19 protein-coding genes are annotated in these 17,601 nt (G+C 62.3%); 1 reads left to right on the top strand and 18 read right to left on the bottom strand.

Annotated features, from left to right (window positions below):
* Positions 1–20 precede the first annotated feature (20 nt).
* The 18 genes from HDG39_RS31580 to HDG39_RS31495 all read right to left on the bottom strand — a co-directional run bounded on the left by HDG39_RS31580 (position 21) and on the right by HDG39_RS31495 (position 16,514).
* Positions 21–1,877, bottom strand: coding sequence for a PriCT-2 domain-containing protein (locus HDG39_RS31580; RefSeq protein WP_184011758.1), 1,857 nt, complete (start codon positions 1,875–1,877; stop codon positions 21–23).
* Positions 1,874–3,610 (bottom strand): type IV secretory system conjugative DNA transfer family protein, encoded by a 1,737-nt coding sequence (locus HDG39_RS31575; RefSeq protein ID WP_184011756.1) that lies wholly within the window; start codon positions 3,608–3,610, stop codon positions 1,874–1,876. The genes HDG39_RS31580 and HDG39_RS31575 overlap by 4 nt, the downstream gene beginning before the upstream one ends.
* Positions 3,607–4,008 (bottom strand): hypothetical protein, encoded by a 402-nt coding sequence (locus tag HDG39_RS31570; protein WP_184011754.1) that lies wholly within the window; start codon positions 4,006–4,008, stop codon positions 3,607–3,609. Before HDG39_RS31570 ends, HDG39_RS31575 begins: the two co-directional genes overlap by 4 nt.
* 7 nt (positions 4,009–4,015) lie before the next feature.
* Complete coding sequence (gene virB11 / locus HDG39_RS31565) at positions 4,016–5,134, bottom strand: P-type DNA transfer ATPase VirB11 (protein ID WP_184011752.1); 1,119 nt, start codon at positions 5,132–5,134, stop codon at positions 4,016–4,018.
* Positions 5,131–6,375, bottom strand: coding sequence for a type IV secretion system protein VirB10 (gene virB10, locus HDG39_RS31560; RefSeq protein ID WP_184011750.1), 1,245 nt, complete (start codon positions 6,373–6,375; stop codon positions 5,131–5,133). Before virB10 ends, virB11 begins: the two co-directional genes overlap by 4 nt.
* A complete protein-coding gene (locus tag HDG39_RS31555; RefSeq protein WP_184011748.1) occupies positions 6,368–7,198 on the bottom strand; it encodes a TrbG/VirB9 family P-type conjugative transfer protein in 831 nt (276 codons plus the stop codon). The genes virB10 and HDG39_RS31555 overlap by 8 nt, the downstream gene beginning before the upstream one ends.
* Positions 7,195–7,899, bottom strand: coding sequence for a VirB8 family type IV secretion system protein (locus HDG39_RS31550; protein WP_184011746.1), 705 nt, complete (start codon positions 7,897–7,899; stop codon positions 7,195–7,197). The genes HDG39_RS31555 and HDG39_RS31550 overlap by 4 nt, the downstream gene beginning before the upstream one ends.
* Positions 7,900–8,097: 198 nt before the next feature.
* Positions 8,098–8,793, bottom strand: coding sequence for a P-type DNA transfer protein VirB5 (gene virB5, locus HDG39_RS31545; RefSeq protein WP_184011828.1), 696 nt, complete (start codon positions 8,791–8,793; stop codon positions 8,098–8,100).
* A 14-nt stretch (positions 8,794–8,807) separates the two neighbouring features.
* Positions 8,808–9,971: a TrbL/VirB6 family protein gene (locus HDG39_RS31540; RefSeq protein ID WP_184011744.1), complete on the bottom strand. Its 1,164-nt coding sequence runs from the start codon at positions 9,969–9,971 to the stop codon at positions 8,808–8,810.
* Complete coding sequence (locus HDG39_RS31535; protein WP_184011742.1) at positions 9,971–12,406, bottom strand: VirB4 family type IV secretion/conjugal transfer ATPase; 2,436 nt, start codon at positions 12,404–12,406, stop codon at positions 9,971–9,973. The genes HDG39_RS31540 and HDG39_RS31535 overlap by 1 nt, the downstream gene beginning before the upstream one ends.
* Before the next feature lies 1 nt (position 12,407).
* On the bottom strand, positions 12,408–12,728 hold the full coding sequence (locus HDG39_RS31530; RefSeq protein WP_184011740.1) for a VirB3 family type IV secretion system protein: 321 nt from the start codon (positions 12,726–12,728) through the stop codon (positions 12,408–12,410).
* Between the two features lie 16 nt (positions 12,729–12,744).
* The gene (locus HDG39_RS31525; RefSeq protein WP_184011738.1) at positions 12,745–13,086 is read right to left on the bottom strand and encodes a TrbC/VirB2 family protein; all 342 of its coding nucleotides are present in this window, start codon (positions 13,084–13,086) and stop codon (positions 12,745–12,747) included.
* A 50-nt stretch (positions 13,087–13,136) separates the two neighbouring features.
* Positions 13,137–13,790: a lytic transglycosylase domain-containing protein gene (locus tag HDG39_RS31520; protein ID WP_184011826.1), complete on the bottom strand. Its 654-nt coding sequence runs from the start codon at positions 13,788–13,790 to the stop codon at positions 13,137–13,139.
* Positions 13,790–14,371: a hypothetical protein gene (locus HDG39_RS31515; protein WP_184011736.1), complete on the bottom strand. Its 582-nt coding sequence runs from the start codon at positions 14,369–14,371 to the stop codon at positions 13,790–13,792. Before HDG39_RS31515 ends, HDG39_RS31520 begins: the two co-directional genes overlap by 1 nt.
* 332 nt (positions 14,372–14,703) lie before the next feature.
* Positions 14,704–14,988: a hypothetical protein gene (locus tag HDG39_RS31510; protein ID WP_184011734.1), complete on the bottom strand. Its 285-nt coding sequence runs from the start codon at positions 14,986–14,988 to the stop codon at positions 14,704–14,706.
* Entirely contained in the window at positions 14,981–15,214 is a 234-nt protein-coding gene (locus HDG39_RS31505; protein ID WP_184011732.1) for a helix-turn-helix transcriptional regulator, read from the bottom strand. Before HDG39_RS31505 ends, HDG39_RS31510 begins: the two co-directional genes overlap by 8 nt.
* A gap of 117 nt (positions 15,215–15,331) precedes the next feature.
* Positions 15,332–15,868: a hypothetical protein gene (locus HDG39_RS31500; protein WP_184011730.1), complete on the bottom strand. Its 537-nt coding sequence runs from the start codon at positions 15,866–15,868 to the stop codon at positions 15,332–15,334.
* A 238-nt stretch (positions 15,869–16,106) separates the two neighbouring features.
* Complete coding sequence (locus HDG39_RS31495; RefSeq protein ID WP_184011728.1) at positions 16,107–16,514, bottom strand: ACT domain-containing protein; 408 nt, start codon at positions 16,512–16,514, stop codon at positions 16,107–16,109.
* A gap of 209 nt (positions 16,515–16,723) precedes the next feature.
* On the opposite strand from HDG39_RS31495, the gene HDG39_RS31490 reads away from it, so the two are divergent.
* Positions 16,724–17,527, top strand: coding sequence for a fatty acid desaturase family protein (locus tag HDG39_RS31490; protein ID WP_184011726.1), 804 nt, complete (start codon positions 16,724–16,726; stop codon positions 17,525–17,527).
* The last annotated feature ends 74 nt before the right edge of the window (positions 17,528–17,601 follow it).

The raw sequence follows: 17,601 nt of genomic DNA, 5'->3' as shown, positions 1-17,601 counted from the left end.
CCGGCGACACGTGAGGCGGTTTAGCGGTCCGGCCCGGGAGGATCCTGCGACGCCGCCCGCTCCTTCGACTGCTCCAGCGCCGCCGCGCGTGCTTCGCGCACCCGTGCCCACGATCGCGCGTGCAACTGGTCGAGCATCACCTCGAGGTTCGGACTGAAATTCAACTCACGCGCGGATTTCTTGAGTGAGCCGACGGTGCGCTCCAGCAGGTCACGCGCCCGATCCCACGGATAGACCTTCGGCCGGTCACCGTCGTAACCGACCTGCAATTCCGAGCCATTCAGCCGGGCGTTCTGATCCATCCATCTGAGCCGGTCGGAGGCGAACTCCATCTGCGCCTTTGGATGAAAGACGACACTGCGCGTCGCCACCTCCTGGATCAGGTAGTGCTCAGTGTTGAACACCTCGCCGCGGTAGGGGCCGCCGTTCTCACGCGGTGTCCCCATGCGCAACGGTGTGCCGAAACGATGTTCGGCCAGCGCCCGGATCTCGTTGGGCACATCGGCCACTTCGAACAGCGGCTCACCCACCGGTGGGCGTATCGGCGCCAGACGTCGCGACTCGACCGCAGGAGAACCACCAACCGGGGGTACCACGGAAGGCTCGGTTGGCGGGCGCTCTGGAATCGCTGATTCGCTCGTCGGCGCAGAGGATTCCGGCATGTTGTGCTGCTTTGGCTCGGTACGCTTCGACGAGCGACGACGAGAAACATCCTCTGCATCGTTCACCAGGGTTTCTTTCACGCGGCTCATGATTTCCTCCTTCAGGTCGTCCAGCTTTCCGCCGGTTGCAATACCTACTGTCGACTCCACACCCACAGCCGCCAGCCCGACATCCCGGTACGCGATTTCCCGCAGGCAATCGCCCACATCCCCAAAGCCCGACAGCACCGCCATGTCGTTGAAATCGGTCGGCACCTTGTCGTTGATACGCGCGCCGTCGGCGAATACCGGCAGTGCCAGACGCGCCTGCGACTCTTCCACCGCCTGACGGGCTCTGCTCTCGCCCGGCCCGAGATCCCCAAGCACAACCAGCCCGACGTCGGGATATCGTTCGCGCAGGATTGCGGCGACCTGAGGCAGCGTCCCGCTCGACAGCGTCGCGAGCGCCGGCCAGTCCGTCGCCCGGTAGGCGGACAATACGGTGGCCATGCCCTCGCCGATCAGGATCGGCGTGGAGGGGTCTCCGGCAACCGGTGCCGGCCCGGCAATCCAGTACCCACCCTTCTTGAGGCCACCTGCCAGCGAAGATTTGAGGCCATGTTCGTCGATCAGCTCCAGCGTGGAGATCGCCTCGCCGATCCAGAACGGCACCACCAGCACGCGTCCCGTGAGCGGCTGCTCTTCGCTCGCCGACGCATAGCCCAGCAACGCGTGCAGTTCAACGGCCTCCAGCTCACGCAGTGCCGGCACCGGCTGGAGGTGCTTGCGTACGAGATACGGGTGTTCCGGACCGACTGGTCGCGCCCACTGCCAGATCGCCTGCGCTTCGCGGGCTACCGCCTCATGACGGGCCTGCTGCCGTGCCTCTTCACGTACCCGCCGTTCAAGTACTTCGGGACTCACCGCAAATGTTGTCGCCATCCGGTCGGGATAATGCGTGCGCTTCAGATCGAAACCGTGCTGCCGCGCGAGCCAGAACAGCGAGGCGAGCGTCTTGCCACCCGACTCCTTCACCGAACGCCACGTGGTGCGGGCAGCACGCTCGTTGTAATTGCCGGCCGTGCGGCTCCATTCGTCCCAGATCTCGAAACCAGCGTCACCAAAGCCGTTCTTGAGCGCAAATGCCATGTCTACCCACGTACCGTATTCGTCCGCGGGAATTACAGCGAGCGCAGCACGCGCGCGTGCGGTCTCGTCAACATGCGGTGCACTCATTGCCGGCCTCCCTGTATCTGCACAACACCCGATCTGGCGGCGGGCACAGGTCTGCGCTTCGCACGGATGGGTTTAGCTGGCACCAGCTCCGCGACGTCGAGGTCCGCCACCGACAAGCGACGCTTCGCCTGCGCAAGCCGTGCGGCCGGGACACCCAGCAGCATGAAGTGCCGTTCGACATAGGCTGTCACTTCGTCCTCACTGAGATCAGCCAGACGCGGCGGCAGGTCGCGCGGATCCCAGGCCTGCAGCACTTCCAGATACTCAGTTGGCAGATGAACGAGGCCGGTGCCGTCCGGATCGATCTCCTCGGGCTGCACCTCGCGCAGCCGCCGCTCGACCTGGGCACTGAAACGCGCGAGATTCATGGCAGGCACCGATGGTGCGCTTAACACCCGCGAGGCAAAGACGGGATCACGCCAGTAGGAGATCCTGTCGGCGAGGATCGGCTTGGTGTTCTCCAGCACGATGATTTCCTTGTCGCGCCCGAGCTCCTTGATCTCCTGCGGCAACAGTAGCGGCCTGCGCTGCTCGGATATGCTCTCGCTAGATCCGCCCCGGCCACCGAAGATCGCGTTCGAACGGCTGATGCTACGGGACTGATCCGTGAAGGTGCCGAGCATTTCGGAGTAGTCGTTCGCATCTTTCTGCTCGCGCGGTGCATACAGGATCTGCATCGCGTGGTTCGTCAGGAAGGTACGTGCGTCGGCCCGGCCGTAGACGGATTCGAGTTGCGCAACCGACTGCACAATGGAAAGCAGGCGCAGGTTGTAGCCAGCCATGTAAGCGACTGCGCGGGCGATGATGTGGATCTTGCCAATCGCCGTCATCTCGTCGAGCAGCAACAGGCACTGGAACCGGAGTGCGGGATCGGCCTCGGGCAACTGCTTCGTGTTGAGATTGACGACTTGCGAAAACAGCAGATTCACGATCAGGGCTGCTTCCGACAGGTGATCGGGCGTGATCCCGATATAGACTGACATCCGACGGCGCCGCAGGTCGCGCGGATCAAAGTCGTTGGCGCTCGTGGCCGCATCGACAACCGGGTTGGCCCAGATCGTGAGCGGCGCGTGGAACGTCGCGAGAATGCTCGCGAGCACCTTGTCGTCGTTCGACAGGAAGCGGTTCAGGGCGTCGACACAGGGCCCGGTTAGCAATCCACGGTGCTGGACGAGCGCGCGCTGCAGGTATGCTTTGATCGGCATGCCGTTGCCCGACGACTGCCGCAGCACCTCGCCGATCGTGACCGGATAGTCGGGAGTCGACTGCCCCTTCCCGGTCCTTCTCGCGTCGCGCCACTCACACAGCAACAGAACGATGCCGAGAAACAGGTTGCGCGCCTGGTCCTTCCAGAAATCATCGTGGCCGCCCGGCGGATACACGGCATAACCGATCGCGAGGATGTCGCCTACGCGGAACAGCCCGTCCGAGATCGCTGATAGCGGGTTGTACCGATGCGTGCGACCATCTTCTGCGAACGGATCGAACAGATATACCTCCTGCCCGTGCGCACGCCGGAACCCCGCGGTCAGGACATAGTTTTCACGCTTGATGTCGAGTACCACGACTGAATCGGGGTAGCTCAACAGGTTCGGGATCACGATACCGACACCCTTGCCCGAGCGCGCGGGGGCGGCGAGCAGCACGAACTGCTGACCGGTGAAGCGCAGATAACGCCCTCGCCATACGCCGACGACGATGGCTGGTGCATCCGCAACGGGGCGCGCATTCATAGCAACCCCGCCGCGCGGATTTCCGCTTCACTGGCAAACCGCGCGCTGCCATAGAGGCGCCGACGTCCGGTGCGCTCCCATAGCGTGTAAAGCCCCATTGCCGGACCACCCACCGCGACGAGCGCGCCCAGAAACGCCGCACCCGCCACGCGCCGGCCACCGCTCGACATCTGGCCATCACGCCAGGCAAGTACCGCATCGGGCCAACCCCATAGCCCCGCATGGAAGGGATTGAGCCGCAGGCTCGCGTACAGGAAGAAGGACGCGAGCCACAGTGAAGCCACCAGAGCGCCCGTTACCACCACCAATATCACGAGCGCGACCAGGGCGGTCCGCACGTGATGCGCTACCGTGCTTGCGGCTTCCGCGTGAGCCAGGGATCGATGGTTCGTGTTCATGCCGTTCTCACCCGAATGCCGTGCGCACCTTGCGCACAGGATCGAACCAGATTTCCGTCATGCCCCAGCGCTTGCCGATCTGCTCACCCGCGTCGTCGTAAAGCGCATGCGCCTCCATGTGCGCGACCACGTCAATGGTCAGGAACAGCAGGCGCTTCAGCGCGGCATCGTCGTATGCCGCGGCTTCGGGATGCTCTTTCGCCATCAGCGCAAAGCGTTCGATCGCGACCGTTGCACTCGATGCGTGATAGCTGGTGATCGAGCCTGCGTGTCCGGTTGTCAGCAACTTCAGGAAGTCATAGGCTTCAGCACCCCGCAGTTCGGCAAGCAGCACGCGATCGGGCCGCATGCGCATCGTGCTCGCGATCAGATCGGCCGGCGTTACGCGCGCCTGCCCGTGCCCACCCTTGCTGTACAGAAGGTGGACGCAGTTCTCGATGTGTCGGATAAACAGTTCCCGGACATCTTCGATCGTCACGATCCTCTCGGTTGACGGAATCGACCGGCACAAGGTTTTCATGAAGCTGGTCTTGCCGGAGCCCGTATTGCCGACGATGACGATATTGAGCCTCCCGGTCACGGCCAGCCGGAAGAACGTGCCCCAGTCCCGCGCCTCCAGGCACTGGACGAGCTTGCGATCCTCAGGGCGCAGCGCCGGCAGCGTCGCGTCGAGGCCATCCGGACGATGCCACACGGTGTCGTCGAACAACCCTTCGTCGCGATACACGTCGAGGCCCTTTTCGCGTGCGGACGGCCGGCGGATCGTGACCGAGACAGTACGCGGTGGTACGACGGGCGGCACCACAATCTGGATACGCGCGTCGCCGGGCAACAGCGCGGACAGAACCGGATGCTGGGCCGACACCTCCTGGTTTGCGAGTGTCGCGACCGCCACCGCGAACGACATCAGGCGCTCGTAGTCAAGATCGGTATAGTCGTGGCCGTGCCAGCCGAGGTGTGTCTCGGTCAGCACGCGCTGCGGACGATTGATGACCAGTTCCGTGACATCGGGATCGTCGAGCAGCGGCGCGAATGGCCGCATCAGCTCGCGGACCGATGCGTCGTCAGGAAGCCGCGCGAGCACCGCATCGCCAGCTCGATCCTGTATGGCAGCGTGGGCGATCATGGCGTGGCCTCCGGCCGTAGGGCGTAGACGGATCCGAAATCCAGATCACGTGCAACCACGATCGTAAATTCGGCTCCCTGCTTCTGCGTCAGCGTCGGCGGGATGTTGATCGTGCTGTCGAGCACCCGCGTGGCCATGTCGTTGCCCTGCTGCTGCGTGTTCTCGTAAACGACGGACCCATTGCTGTTGCCGCCGCGCGTGGCCAGATAGCCGATCGCGTCCTGGGTGAAGCCGAGCAGCATGGCCGCGCCGATACGCGCACGCCAGTGGTTATCCACATAACCGTCAATCCCCATGCGCCCGAGCGCGTCAGCCGCTGGCGAATCGATCTCGACGGTCACACCGTGAGGCGTCTCGATGCGGGCCGAAAGGATAAAGGTCCGCTTCTGCCAAGGTGACAGGTTCGAGCGATACTGACTGTTGATCTGGGACCCGCGCTCGATTAGCACCACCCGCCCGTCATCGGAATAGACGTTCTTTGTCACCGTGCAGGTCGACAGCCCTGCCTCGGTCGAATCAAAAGCGGTGTCGCCTGCGCAGTCGATCTTGGCGCCCTGCGCAAGGATGAGGCTGCGGTCACCCAGCATGTCCGCGCGCACCCGCGGCGTGGCGGTCGGGGTCAACGCCTGGGCAAGTGCTCCGGCCCCGCTCTGACCGGGTGCGGCAGCCGACCGGGCTGAGACGGTTGCAGCCACCGGCGAGGCTGCTTCCGCGACTCCGCCAGACATACCCGCCGCCGGGAGCATGCCCGTCACGCCACCTTCCTGCCCCCCCGCCCCGGACGTGCTGCCCGCCGCGAGTAAAGGCGCATCGTAGTAGCTGCGAGCAGGTGCCCGATGCTGAACCGAAACAGGTGGACTGACCACGACTGGCACCGCCCCTGGGACAGGTGCGCTTGCCACGGGTGGCGCGGATGCCGCGCTCGCCGCAGCCGGCGTGTCCTTGAACACGCGCCCCTGAGTCGATGTCTCCGCCACGGCATCGCGATGCGCTTTCGTTTCTGCGTCGTGACGCGCAAGGAACGTGTGAATCGTCCAGACCGCGCCGGCACCGGCTACGAGGACGACGACAAGCGGCGTCAGCCACCAGGCGCGGGGGCGCGTGCCCCGGTACTGCCCGAGCACCGGCATCCCGCGATCGGCCGACGTTCCGGACACGCCCTCTGCATCCCGGCCATACCTTGTCGAACCACCATCGGCAGGTTCGTCCGGTTCGATCGTGTTGCGAGTATCGTCACTCATCGTCGCGACTCCGCAAGACACGTTTCACGCCGCTGACCGTCGTGCCATCACTGGGCGGCACGCCATCCATGTCGTACGCGTCATTCCAGATACCGACAACCTCATCACCAAGACGTAACACGAAGCGCTTCGCCACCTCGTGAACCACGATCGTGTCGCCTTCCATATGTTTGTCGACCACGCTTTCCGTTCCGTTGTCCGCCACCCGGAACGTCGCCGGGATGCGCCGGTTGCTGGGAATGCGGATGTACGTGAACCGGCCATCATCCCAGGCCGCCGTCGGCGCGATATCGTCCGAATGCAGCATGGCCTGCATCGAATAACGCGTGTTGCGTATCGCGGGCGACTGGGCGAGGCGCCGGGAAACGACTTCAGCATCGGTTTCAGCCTGCGCATGAGCCTTCATCTCCCCCCGGTACACGAACGTCACGCGATACATCTCGTCGCCGTTTGCGAACCTCGCCTTCAGCGGCAGCACCACCAGATCGAAGCTGTAGCTGCGTTTGTCCGTACGGATTTCGAGATTCGAGTCATGCGCGGCAAGCTGCGGCTTCAGGTACACGTCGTGATCCCCCCTGTTCGCCACCACCTGCCAGCCGTCGCGGTCACCGGGCGCCACCACCTGGATCTGTTCGTGCGGATCAAGCGCAATATGGGTGGCAAAGCCGCGCTGCGCTTCGATACGCACAACGGCGTCAGACGCATACACGATCTGCCGGACCCGCGAATCGTTGGACCAGCCAGGCACGTCATACGCGCGGGCGGACAGGCTCACGACCAGCAGGCCGGCAAGCCAGAGCGCCGGGAAAGGAAGTGCTCTCATGGCATACCTCCCGCTGTCGCGGTCGAAGCCGACGGCGTATATTCGGGATCCCGGCTGTAAGCCGTCACCCTGAAACCGAACGGATTCGCGACCGCAACGCTTTCGCGCGTGAATACAGGTGGGCGGTAGGTGTAAGCGAGCGTGATCACAAAACGCTGCGTGGGCTCGGCGTTCGCCTGGCCGTTTTTAAACGTCGTGCGCTCGAGATGCACCACCGCATGCCCCGGTTCATCGGGCGGCAGCGTGGTCGAGAGAATCCGCACACGCCGTTCGGTGCCCGGACCAAGCTGCCGGTCCAGCGCATCCGGTCCGCTATAAATACCCCGGTAATCACGTGCAACCACGTCATCGCTCATGGCCAGCACGCTGTCGTAATCCATCTGCAGCAGGCCCCACTCGAAGCGTTCACGAGCACGCACGTATGCCTCGACCCAATGCTTGTCCTGGATTTCCTTCGTGTGCACATGACGCGCATCGAGCACGTCGATCACCTGAGACTCGCCCGTCAGGCGATCAACCTCGATCGGTAACGGCACAACCCGGTAGAACGGCACCATCACAGCAAGTGCCACCGCACTGAGCGCCGCCACGCAGACTGCGGCGTAGGCAACATGCCATGCCCGCCGTTCGGAGCGCTCCTGCAGATGCGTCAGCGACGCCTCGATGTCAAGTACGCGCCCATAGTCTTCGTGCGCGCTCATGTTCCGGCTCCGACGGTCGATGCGGCGGGCGGTTTCAACGGAACGGATGACGCCGGAACGGGAAACACGCGGTTGATCGGCACGCGATGTGATCCGTCCGGCAGGACGAGCTTTGGCGGCCCTGACGAACATCCATTGATAAGGATAACGAAATTTACTAGAAATGATCCCATCAGAATTCTGTACATGGCCGTCCCCTCAGTTCCCGAATGAAGCCGGCGCCATCTGATCCTGCAGCCGGGCAGTATTACCGGCCCGGCTCAACACCAGTTCGCTCTGCTGCTCGGCCACGGGCCTGTCTTCGGTCTCAGCCAGCATCCGGAAAAGCTGCAGTTTCGTCATTTCGTTGCCGACCGTCGTGGTCTCGGTCTGGATGCGCGCCTGCAGCTCCGCCACGCCCTTCGGATCCTGCGTCACGTCGATCTGCTGCATCAGGCTCTGGATCTGGTTCAGTTCCTGCAGCTCGGTCTGATACGCCTGCAGGCCGAACGCCTTGTCCTGAAACGGCTTGTTCAGCGCGCGCTGGCACACCTGCTGGTCTATACCCGCCTGGTCCTGGCAGTTGTAAATCTCACTCGCCGAGCGCAGGGACTGAGCGCTCCCCGTCAGCCCGTCGTAGCCTCCGTTCTGAACCGCGGTATAGACGCTCTGCCAGTTCGACGGCAGCGAGCTGGCAACCACCGGATTACTCAGAAGCGCACCAAAGCCGCGCGTGCCGACCGTCGACTGGTAGATCTGGATTTCCTGCTGGACCTCCTGCTCAAGCTGGAGCACCGTCGCAATGGCCTGAGCCACGTTCTGCGCGTCGAATACCGGAATGCCCTGCGCACGACCCACGGAAGAAAGCCCTGCCCATATGACTGCGATACCGGCTATCCTGAATCGTCCTGTCATGATGATCACCTCACTCAACTACCCTGCTGTCCGAGGTTGGCCCGTGCCGCGCGTTGATACGCGGGCATCGAACCACCACCTGAATTTCCCGACCCGCCGCCTGAGCCCGTCCGGTCGCGAATCGTGCCACCGGGACGCGGGCCGTTTCCGCTGCGATTGAGTGCCTGTCCGATCGCGGTCGCGATGCGGCGCGACGCGACACCGGCCACGAATGCCCCGAATCCGGATACCGTGGCGCCGCCGGACAGTCCGGACGCCACAGAGGGCAACTGCCAGCCGACCATCGCCAGGAAAATGGCCGTCGCAAACATGCCGAGTGCTGCGCCCCACGCGGCCGACGCCTCCAGCGCTGCCTGGCCCGCTGCAACGAGGGCGGCCGGGTTGGTACCGGGCGCCGACGTTGTCACCTGGAACGGCGCGAGCTCGGTCGAGAATGCCGTCAGGGCCATGCCCAGGAAAGCTGCAGCCAGTACCTGCAGCAGGGCGTAATTCGCGACTTTGGCGGTCCACGCCTCGAAGAAGCGGGAAGTCGGTGCAAACGCGGCGCACGCTATGAAGATCGGTCCGATCCCGAGCACAAGGCCAAGCAGCATGCGGCCCATCACGACCTCGAACGCGAGCACGATCAGGAAAATCGAGCCACCCACTGCCGCCACGAACCCGCACACAATGTCGCCGATGGCCGCAGCAAGTCCGCTCGGGCTGAGCCCTTCATGCGTGGCCTTTTCGGAATAGGCATCCAGCACGAGATCGATCTGCTGGTCGTAGCAGTCGAGGGTCTGGTAGATACTGGTCGCACTGGTCGCCGTCACGCTGCTGCCGCTGACCGATCCGCATCCGGGATTGCCACCGCCCGTCGTGTTCGCCGCGTTCTGGATCGTCTGGGCGAGGCCCGCCGTGGCCCCGCTGACGGCCGTCACGACCTGCTGCTGGTAGATGCCGCTGCCGAGCGCGAAGGTGAGAATCGCAGCGACCTTGAGCCCGCGCCACGCGAACGCGGGCACGGCTTCATGCGCCTCGCCCCGCACGACCGCCAGACCATAGGCGATGACCCAGATCGTGACGGCCGTCGTCACGACAGGGACAAGCACGCCCGATAGCGCCGACGAGACGTTCGTCACGTAGGTCGACATGCCGTTCTCGAGCGTGCCGCCGATCGCGGTAAAGAGGCCACTCATTACATGCCTCCCCGCTGCGCTGCGCGGCGCTTCGCCAGTTGCGAGTGGAAAACCGGTAGCCACACGTCGGGGTCGTTGCCAACCTGTGCGCGGATCGTGTCGAGCAGTTCGACGTTATCGGTGGTGCCAGACAGCACATCGAGCACATCGCCCATGCCCGCAAGATCAAGCCGCCCGACGGCCGAGCGGTGGCCCTGCTTGACGAGGAACATGCGGCTGTTCCCGCCAAGATTGCGCACGATGTTGAACTCTGCCTCGGTCAGCTTGAAGCCGTGCACATAATCGTCGTAATCCGCCCGCGGGTTCGGCAGAAAGAAGAAGGTTGCGCTCTGCTCGACCAGTGCGCGCGCAATATCACTGCGCAGCACGTCGGCGGGCGACTGCGTATCGAAAATCCCCAGGCCGTTCTGCTTGCGGATCGTCTTCTGTTTGTTCTTCGCGAAATCCGTGAAGACGGGGTCGGAGAGCCGTTTCCAGAACTCCGTCATCAAGTAGATGAAGCGCCGGCCGTCGATCAGACCTTCAGTCCGGTGCAGCAGGTACATCGTGACGGGCGTCGAGACTTCGGCATCGTCCAGCAACTCGGTGTCGTCGAACCCAAAAAGACCCGAGCGCGCAAGATCAATTCGGTCGGTTGGGTTGTCAAGCACCCAGCCGAGCCGCCCGCCCATGCACCATTTCGCGAGGCGCGCATGCAGGCTGTTCTCGCCCACGTTCGGCAGCAGTTGCCGCACCATCGACAGGCGTCGCAACGGCTTGTCCATACGGGCGACTTCCCGCACCGCGCGCGAGATGTCGAGCTCGTCTTTCGCGGACAGCAGCCAACCCGTGTCAACGAGCTTGCGCACGAGCCGCTCCCATAAATCGAGCACGGCTTCATCGGGTGTCATCTGGAACGGGTTGAGCCCGGTGGGCTCGCCACGGCGAAACACGGTGTATGTCCCGCCCATCGCGCGAATCGCGATCTCGGTACCACGGTCCTTGTCATACAGGACGGCCGTGATGCCGTACTTCATCGCCATCGCGAGCAGGAACAGCTCAAGCACCGTTTTGCCCGCACCGGCCTGGCCGACGATCTGGGTGTTGGCAAGCGCCTTCTCATCGGCCGAATCCTGCTTCTCCGGTGTGACGTGGAAATTCAGATACAGCGGCTGACCGCTCGGCGTCCTGACGATCGTGATCGCCTCGCCCCATGGATTGCCGTCGCGCTTGCCGGTCGCAAAGTTGTGCAGGCTGGACAGTCCACAGAAATTCCGGGACGTGAGCTTTGCCTCGCGCGGCCGGTAGCGCCAGTTGCCCGGCAGCTGCGCAAACCACGCGGCATCGGCCACGAGATCTATCAGCGCCGTCTGGAATCCAGCGTCGGCGAGCTGCGTGCGCGCCTTCGCGACGTGCTTCGACACGTCTCCAGGCGTATCGGCCAGTACGGCAAGCGAATAGTGATACTCGCCAAGCACGAAATCGCCGTTGATCAGGTCATCCAATGCCTGATCCATCGCCCCTATCTGGGAGAGCGCCACATCTTCGCCGGCAATGAGCTGGTTGCGCTGCCGTTCGAGCGCTTCCTTTGCGCCAGGCTTGTCGAGGATGGTGAAACTCTGCGTTTCGATATATTCGAAGTCGCCGTACAGCAGGCCGTTGAGCATGCCGGGCTCGGTGTCTTCGGGGTAGTCCTTCAGGTCGAGTAACGCGGCATACCGTGTCGCGGCTGGCATGCGGATCTCGACCTTCTCCACTCCGACGAACAGGCGGGAGGTCGGCAGCGCCTCACGGATTGACCCCGAGGGAACCGGCTGCGGCTCCCAGACGGCATTGACGAGATAGCCAAGCAGTTCCAGCGCCGACGAATACCGGCGAGGACGCCGGGTATGAAGGCCTGGCTTTCGATAGGCCCCGAGCGCCACCGGATCATAGGGTTTCAGGCTTGATTCGAGTTGAGCTGCCAGCTCGTCCATTGCCTTGAGTGCTTCATGCTGGTCGTGCCGGATATCGTCACGCGTGCGACGCGCAGCCCGACTGAATACGCGCCCCAGCTTCGTGCGGTTCGGCCGGTAGACGAGCGTCAGATAAAGCTCGTTTGCCATCATCCGGTAGCCTGCAAAGCCCGCGTAATAGCGTGTCGCCAGTTCCTGGCAGAATCGGTTGCCGTATGGCGTGGCAAAGTGATCCGACACGCGCCGACGCAGACGATGCGACCAGAGCGCCACGTGGCCCCCGGGCAGCCCACGCACCAGCTGGTTGAATCCGTCGTGACGCACGAGGATGTCGGCCGGATCGGTGGCCTCGAATGCGATGCCCGAGAGCTTCCAGATCCGCAGGTAGTCGCCCTCGCGCGTGCTGATCACCTGATCCGTCACGTGCGTCGAATACGGGATGGTGTCGGCCAGTGCCACTTCGCGGTTCGCGACGTCGACGTGTTTCGGGGTAGCTCGCATGTCACGCCCTCCTCTTGAGGCGGACCGGCACGTAAGCGTGTACGCCCCAGGAGCGGCGGTTACCCTGACGCAGGACCATGCGCAGGCGCAGTGCGTACTGCGCCAGGCGCTGGTCGTCGCGGCGCGTGATGACGCGCATGGCAACGAACACCGGGATCATCAGGAACAACAGTCCGACGCCGAGCGGCGGACTGGCCAGCAGCGCCCAGATAGCCGGAATCAGCATGCCGCCGCCAATCATGAGGAATGGCACGAGCGGTACACCCCAGATCATCGCGGGTCGCGTGCATCCCTTGAAAACCGGATCCTTGAGCGAGTTCATGATTCGTCGCCTCGGATCAGCTCGTCGGAATCAGCATGCCGGCGATCACCGTCGCGCAACCGACAAAGAGACCCCCGATAAACACGTTTGCGATATCACCGAACCGGGCATGCTGGAACATCATCCGGAAGCCCGCCCAGATGATGGAAATCGAGCAGATCACGCCGCCCACGCCGAGGAGCGTCGTCTGGATTGTGCTCAGGAGCGTGTTGACCTGCGAGAGCTGTGCCCAAGCCGGGGAGGCAACGAGTATCGTCGTAACCGTAGCGGCGATTTGACGTGCCACTTTGCGACCGGGCTGAACTCTGATCAGCACGTTCCGACAACACCGATTAACAATATGTACTCCTGAATTCATCATTGTCTCCTTTCTGCTTTCGATGGGACTGCTATCGTCTGTCCAGTGAACTAGAACACCACGGCGCTGCCGGCTGGCTCGCCAACATTTGTACCCGGTGAGGCGTCAGGTGGCTCCGATACGGGGTGATCAGCTGATCGGGATCGCACCGGATTCGAAGGCACGGCGGGATCAACCGGAACGACCGGGATGGGCTCAATCGCCGGTACGACTGCATGAGAGGATGGTGGCGCCGGCAGTCGGGCGTTATCGATAACCCGTTGTACATAGCCGGTGCGGTACCCTGTCGAGAAATTGCCACTTGCGTAGCACGACAGGCTCGCGCGCAGGGTCGACTGCAAATCGCGCTTGGTATCCGCTCGCGCGCGCCGCGCCAGTTCGAAACAGCCCCGCAGTATTGCAGCGCCCGCGGCCAGGTTACGGCACGGGTCGAAGGCGCTCCACTCGCTCAGCCCGTACGTGGGCCAGTTCGCACGGTTCACCTGTGCGAGCCCGACGCTGAAATTCCAGCCACCGGCAGCGAGTGCATGGGCGGTGGCAACCGCCTCGGCCTCACTCACCGGCTGACGCACCAGCCGGCCTCGCACGACCCCGATCGCATAAGGATTGAAGCCCGACTCAGTCCGCACGATCGCCGCCATAGTGATCGATGCGACTTGTGGCGCACACAACTGAGCGAGCGTGGTGAAATCGAGCGGCGGCATCATTGCCCTCCTTCACCGAAGCCGTTTTGCTGTTCCGTCTGCTGCAGGAACAGCGCAGCGGACTGTGACGGGTCATACGACACCTGCGTGCTGCCCGCACCATAGAACTCGTTGATCGTCGGTTCCGAACCCGATACGTCCCACCAGACGCGGGTATATAGCTGGTTGTCGATCTCGACGTTGATTGCCCCAGTGGCATGGCACAGCAGCTCGCTCTGCTCGGGACCGCCCCAGTACAGGAGATCTTCTCGGCAGTAAGCGCCGCTCGCGAAGATGTCGGTCGCGAAAGTACCCTGCGAGCCGCCTGCGCCAAAATCACAGGTCGGGAAAGGATCGCCGTGGCGCAGCGCGTTCCAAAGTTTCTCGATCGGCGGCACGCACGCGCCGTATTGTTCGGGACCACCCGGATTGGAGAGGCAGAGGAGAACCTGGCAGCCCCAGTCGTCGGCGTGAGCCAGAGCCAGGCCGGGCGCGAAGACCGACGTACCGGCGAGCAACGACAAGGCAAGCGACCGCCGGCGCATGATGCCGTGCATCGTGCGCAACCGCGATCCGTCCACTATCGGCTGAAACATCTTCATGATCCGCTTCCTTCCATCAATGCAGCACCGGCGTATGAGAGCGGAAGCGGGAAGAGGAGCCCGCGGCGCCGAGAGGCTCACCGCAAGCTCAAGGGGGATCAAAGCAGAGAAGCCTTCAAACGCAGGCTTCGGGACGTGAAATAACCACCGTGCATACACGCATCCGTCGATACGTCGGGGCCGCTCACGCGTACTCGGTTGTGCCAATCACACATTGGCACGTTGACCGGAACAGATTGTCGACTACGAACGGAGCTTTACCGCCGGCAACCGAAATTGAATCTTATCGGCCATCTGCTCCGTTTCCCAGCGTATTGCCGGGCCGTTCTACCTCATGGCTTCTCCATCAGCAAACCCGCTAATGCCTGCTTGGCGCAGGCCAGTTCGAGTTCAAACCGGCACCACGGATATCGTGGAATCCTGAGTCGACGGCAAATCACTTCGCGACCGGCGCGCCACAGGTACACCATGCGCAACAAATCCCGCTGAGGCGTTGCGAGCCGCCGCCACGCCTCTTCTATGCGAACTGCATCCGCCGGGTCATACGGACCGCGACTCGCAGTCGCCCAGTTATCCAGACGGGCATCGAGCGAACGCGGTTTCAGGTGATCATCCATCGCGTGCCTCGTCGTCGGACGGGGGCGTGCGATATCCAGCGGGATCTTCAAGAAAAAGCTCGATGTCGGTCGCACGCCAGCCAACCGCCCGTTCACCCAGGCGGATCGGACGCGGAAACGTCCCCTCCTGCATCCGCTGGTAGATTGTCGATCGTTTCAGCCCGACTTCCTGTTCGACCTCGCCGCGCCGCAATATCGCGCCCACCCCACGCAATCTATCGGACATGATTGACCTCCCGCTGTATTGCCCGAATGAGTTCCTGCATGGGCTCCATTCAAGCAGCGGGAGAACCTGACGGGCAATTCCGTCATATCGTCGGAACATCCCGTCGGGTAGTGAACGTCAGCGATGGCGGCCATCGGACTCAACAACCGAATCCGGCCTCAGTGCGGCAGCAAAGGTCTGCGCGCTGCGCGAGGCTTCACCATTGGCCTGCCCCTTGAGGCCCAGCTTCTCATCAATGGCGCGCGCAACTGTAGAAGATTTAGGCGGTCGTTCGGGATCCCACTCCGACCAATGCTCCCGCATAACGTCGAAAAGAGCCTCGAGAGTGTGCGTCAGGTGAGGAAGATCAACAATTACTGCGCTCTCACGCTCTGAAACGGCTTCATGCCTGCGGGCCTGACCTGCCACACCGGCCAAAGGCAACCGCTCGAGCCTGCGTTCCAGATGTGTGGCCCAGACATGATGCATGACGGCCGTCCGGGATATGGCGAGTTCCAGCAACCTGATACGACGATCACGCCCTCTAAGACGGGCCGTCAGACGTGCAATTAAAGCCTGCGATTCTTCACTACGACGGCGCCAGTATTCAAGATCAGGGTTTGCATCGATTTCCGGTAGTGTCGGGGCTGGATGATCCTCAGCCGATTCGAACATATTCCCTCCTTCCCAACTCTGCGCGGAGTCGTACTACACAAATGTAGTCCCCTCAGTCAAAGCACGACTGGACCAGATGCTCCGGCAGTCCTCCGACATATCTTCTTATGTTTTCTTTAATTTATTGAACACATGGCACCGGAGCAAGACCGAACCTGTAGGCGCGAAGAAAATTGCCGGCAATGCAGAAAAAATAACGGGCCCGGGCAGTCCGCGAAATCTGACGTGCAAGTCCAGCTCAAGGACAGTCGCAGGACGTCGCCGCGATTGTCCGCAACACGGTCATTGCCTCTTCCACCCGGTCAACCGGAACGAGGATGTGATCGTGGTAATAGCCCGCGATCGTATTGCATGGGATACCCGCCGCCGCGAGTTCGCGGCTGACTATTGCGATAAATCCAACTGCCTCGAGGCTGGAATGAACCGACAAGGTGATCAGACGAGCATCGTATGTGTACGGCAACCCAAGGCGTTGGGCATCATCGCGCTCCACGATTGCCGTTAGCCCCTCTCGCTCCCTTACGGTACAAAGGGCCAATAGCCCGGACGGCAAGACGGAGTCTGAAAAAGAACAATAGACATAGGTCGGCTCCGCCATAACCGGACTGAGAGTCGCACACAGCTTCGCAAGATCCTTTTCGCTCAACGCACCCCTCCGAAAAAAGTGACGTTATGCCACAGGAGAGGGTGTTCACGCTCCCTGTGTTTAGAAATTCTAGACGCTGCGTAGCAGTTCTAACCGCAGCCTCTCAAATACGATTGGCCGACTAAGATCAGATCAATGCTTCTACTGATACAAAAACGTATCGCAGAGTAGATCCCTCGGGGACCTAACGTAACCAGAAGGAGCCTGCGATGAGTTTAGCCACATCATCGTCGGTCATGGCCGATCAGACAACTATACATTCAGCTATCGCCCTGACAGGCGCACGCTGGCACATCCCTCGCGCCAGCGCTTGGCGATCGCTATTGGACATTGCCTTGGACTGGGCGATCATATGCTTTGCGGTCTGGAGTGACTACCGCATCGGCGCCTGGATTACGGTTGTGGCAATCTTCGTGATCGGCAACCGGCAGCGGGCACTCGGCAACCTGCTGCACGAAGCCAGCCACAAAAACCTGAGTGCCCGCCGCAACGTCAATGACTGGATGGCGCGCATCTTCCTCGCTCCAGCACTCTTCAATGACCTGACGCTCTACCGCCTCCAGCACGCGCGGCATCATGCCTGGCTCGGCGATCCAACTCACGACCCTGACTACCTATCGAGCGTTACGCATGAAGGTAATCACTGGTTCGACGCTTACGGGCGCGTACTCAATAATCCAGCGATATTGGCTGGTTCTCTCTTCGGGCATTTCGCCGGAAGGCGACTCGCACACCGCCAGCGGCTCGAGATCGTTCTGTGGTGGGTTTCATGCGAAACCTTACTCGATGTGATCTTCGGCATGCGTTTCGCGCTTCTGTTCTTCGCACTGTGGATGATTGCGAGAGGTACCGTGTTCCATGCCATCACAACATTCCGCGAAATGACCGATCATTACGGACTGCAACCAGGAGGAATTTTCCAATACACCCGTGAGGTTCCGGACCACGGATTCGCCTCGATCTTGCTGCATCCGCATCACAATGGCTACCACCTAGGGTCTGTTTACATTTGACGAAATCTTTCAATTACCCACATTTCTACAATGAATCCTGGTAACCTGGCGTGCGTCATGACGAGCGCGCGAGC

The organism is Paraburkholderia lebeckiae, assembly GCF_014201005.1.
Lineage (GTDB): Bacteria > Pseudomonadota > Gammaproteobacteria > Burkholderiales > Burkholderiaceae > Paraburkholderia > Paraburkholderia tuberum.
This window is presented reverse-complemented; position numbering and strand designations above follow the sequence as displayed.

What these genes read in the sequence shown, in the direction of transcription:
- HDG39_RS31580 (WP_184011758.1), bottom strand. Translation starts at nt 1,877, where the DNA reads ATGAGTGCACCGCATGTTGACGAGACCGCACGCGCGCGTGCTGCGCTC.
- HDG39_RS31575 (WP_184011756.1), bottom strand. Translation starts at nt 3,610, where the DNA reads ATGAATGCGCGCCCCGTTGCGGATGCACCAGCCATCGTCGTCGGCGTA.
- HDG39_RS31570 (WP_184011754.1), bottom strand. Translation starts at nt 4,008, where the DNA reads ATGAACACGAACCATCGATCCCTGGCTCACGCGGAAGCCGCAAGCACG.
- virB11 (WP_184011752.1), bottom strand. Translation starts at nt 5,134, where the DNA reads ATGATCGCCCACGCTGCCATACAGGATCGAGCTGGCGATGCGGTGCTC.
- virB10 (WP_184011750.1), bottom strand. Translation starts at nt 6,375, where the DNA reads ATGAGTGACGATACTCGCAACACGATCGAACCGGACGAACCTGCCGAT.
- HDG39_RS31555 (WP_184011748.1), bottom strand. Translation starts at nt 7,198, where the DNA reads ATGAGAGCACTTCCTTTCCCGGCGCTCTGGCTTGCCGGCCTGCTGGTC.
- HDG39_RS31550 (WP_184011746.1), bottom strand. Translation starts at nt 7,899, where the DNA reads ATGAGCGCGCACGAAGACTATGGGCGCGTACTTGACATCGAGGCGTCG.
- virB5 (WP_184011828.1), bottom strand. Translation starts at nt 8,793, where the DNA reads ATGACAGGACGATTCAGGATAGCCGGTATCGCAGTCATATGGGCAGGG.
- HDG39_RS31540 (WP_184011744.1), bottom strand. Translation starts at nt 9,971, where the DNA reads ATGAGTGGCCTCTTTACCGCGATCGGCGGCACGCTCGAGAACGGCATG.
- HDG39_RS31535 (WP_184011742.1), bottom strand. Translation starts at nt 12,406, where the DNA reads ATGCGAGCTACCCCGAAACACGTCGACGTCGCGAACCGCGAAGTGGCA.
- HDG39_RS31530 (WP_184011740.1), bottom strand. Translation starts at nt 12,728, where the DNA reads ATGAACTCGCTCAAGGATCCGGTTTTCAAGGGATGCACGCGACCCGCG.
- HDG39_RS31525 (WP_184011738.1), bottom strand. Translation starts at nt 13,086, where the DNA reads ATGAATTCAGGAGTACATATTGTTAATCGGTGTTGTCGGAACGTGCTG.
- HDG39_RS31520 (WP_184011826.1), bottom strand. Translation starts at nt 13,790, where the DNA reads ATGCCGCCGCTCGATTTCACCACGCTCGCTCAGTTGTGTGCGCCACAA.
- HDG39_RS31515 (WP_184011736.1), bottom strand. Translation starts at nt 14,371, where the DNA reads ATGAAGATGTTTCAGCCGATAGTGGACGGATCGCGGTTGCGCACGATG.
- HDG39_RS31510 (WP_184011734.1), bottom strand. Translation starts at nt 14,988, where the DNA reads ATGGATGATCACCTGAAACCGCGTTCGCTCGATGCCCGTCTGGATAAC.
- HDG39_RS31505 (WP_184011732.1), bottom strand. Translation starts at nt 15,214, where the DNA reads ATGTCCGATAGATTGCGTGGGGTGGGCGCGATATTGCGGCGCGGCGAG.
- HDG39_RS31500 (WP_184011730.1), bottom strand. Translation starts at nt 15,868, where the DNA reads ATGTTCGAATCGGCTGAGGATCATCCAGCCCCGACACTACCGGAAATC.
- HDG39_RS31490 (WP_184011726.1), top strand. Translation starts at nt 16,724, where the DNA reads ATGAGTTTAGCCACATCATCGTCGGTCATGGCCGATCAGACAACTATA.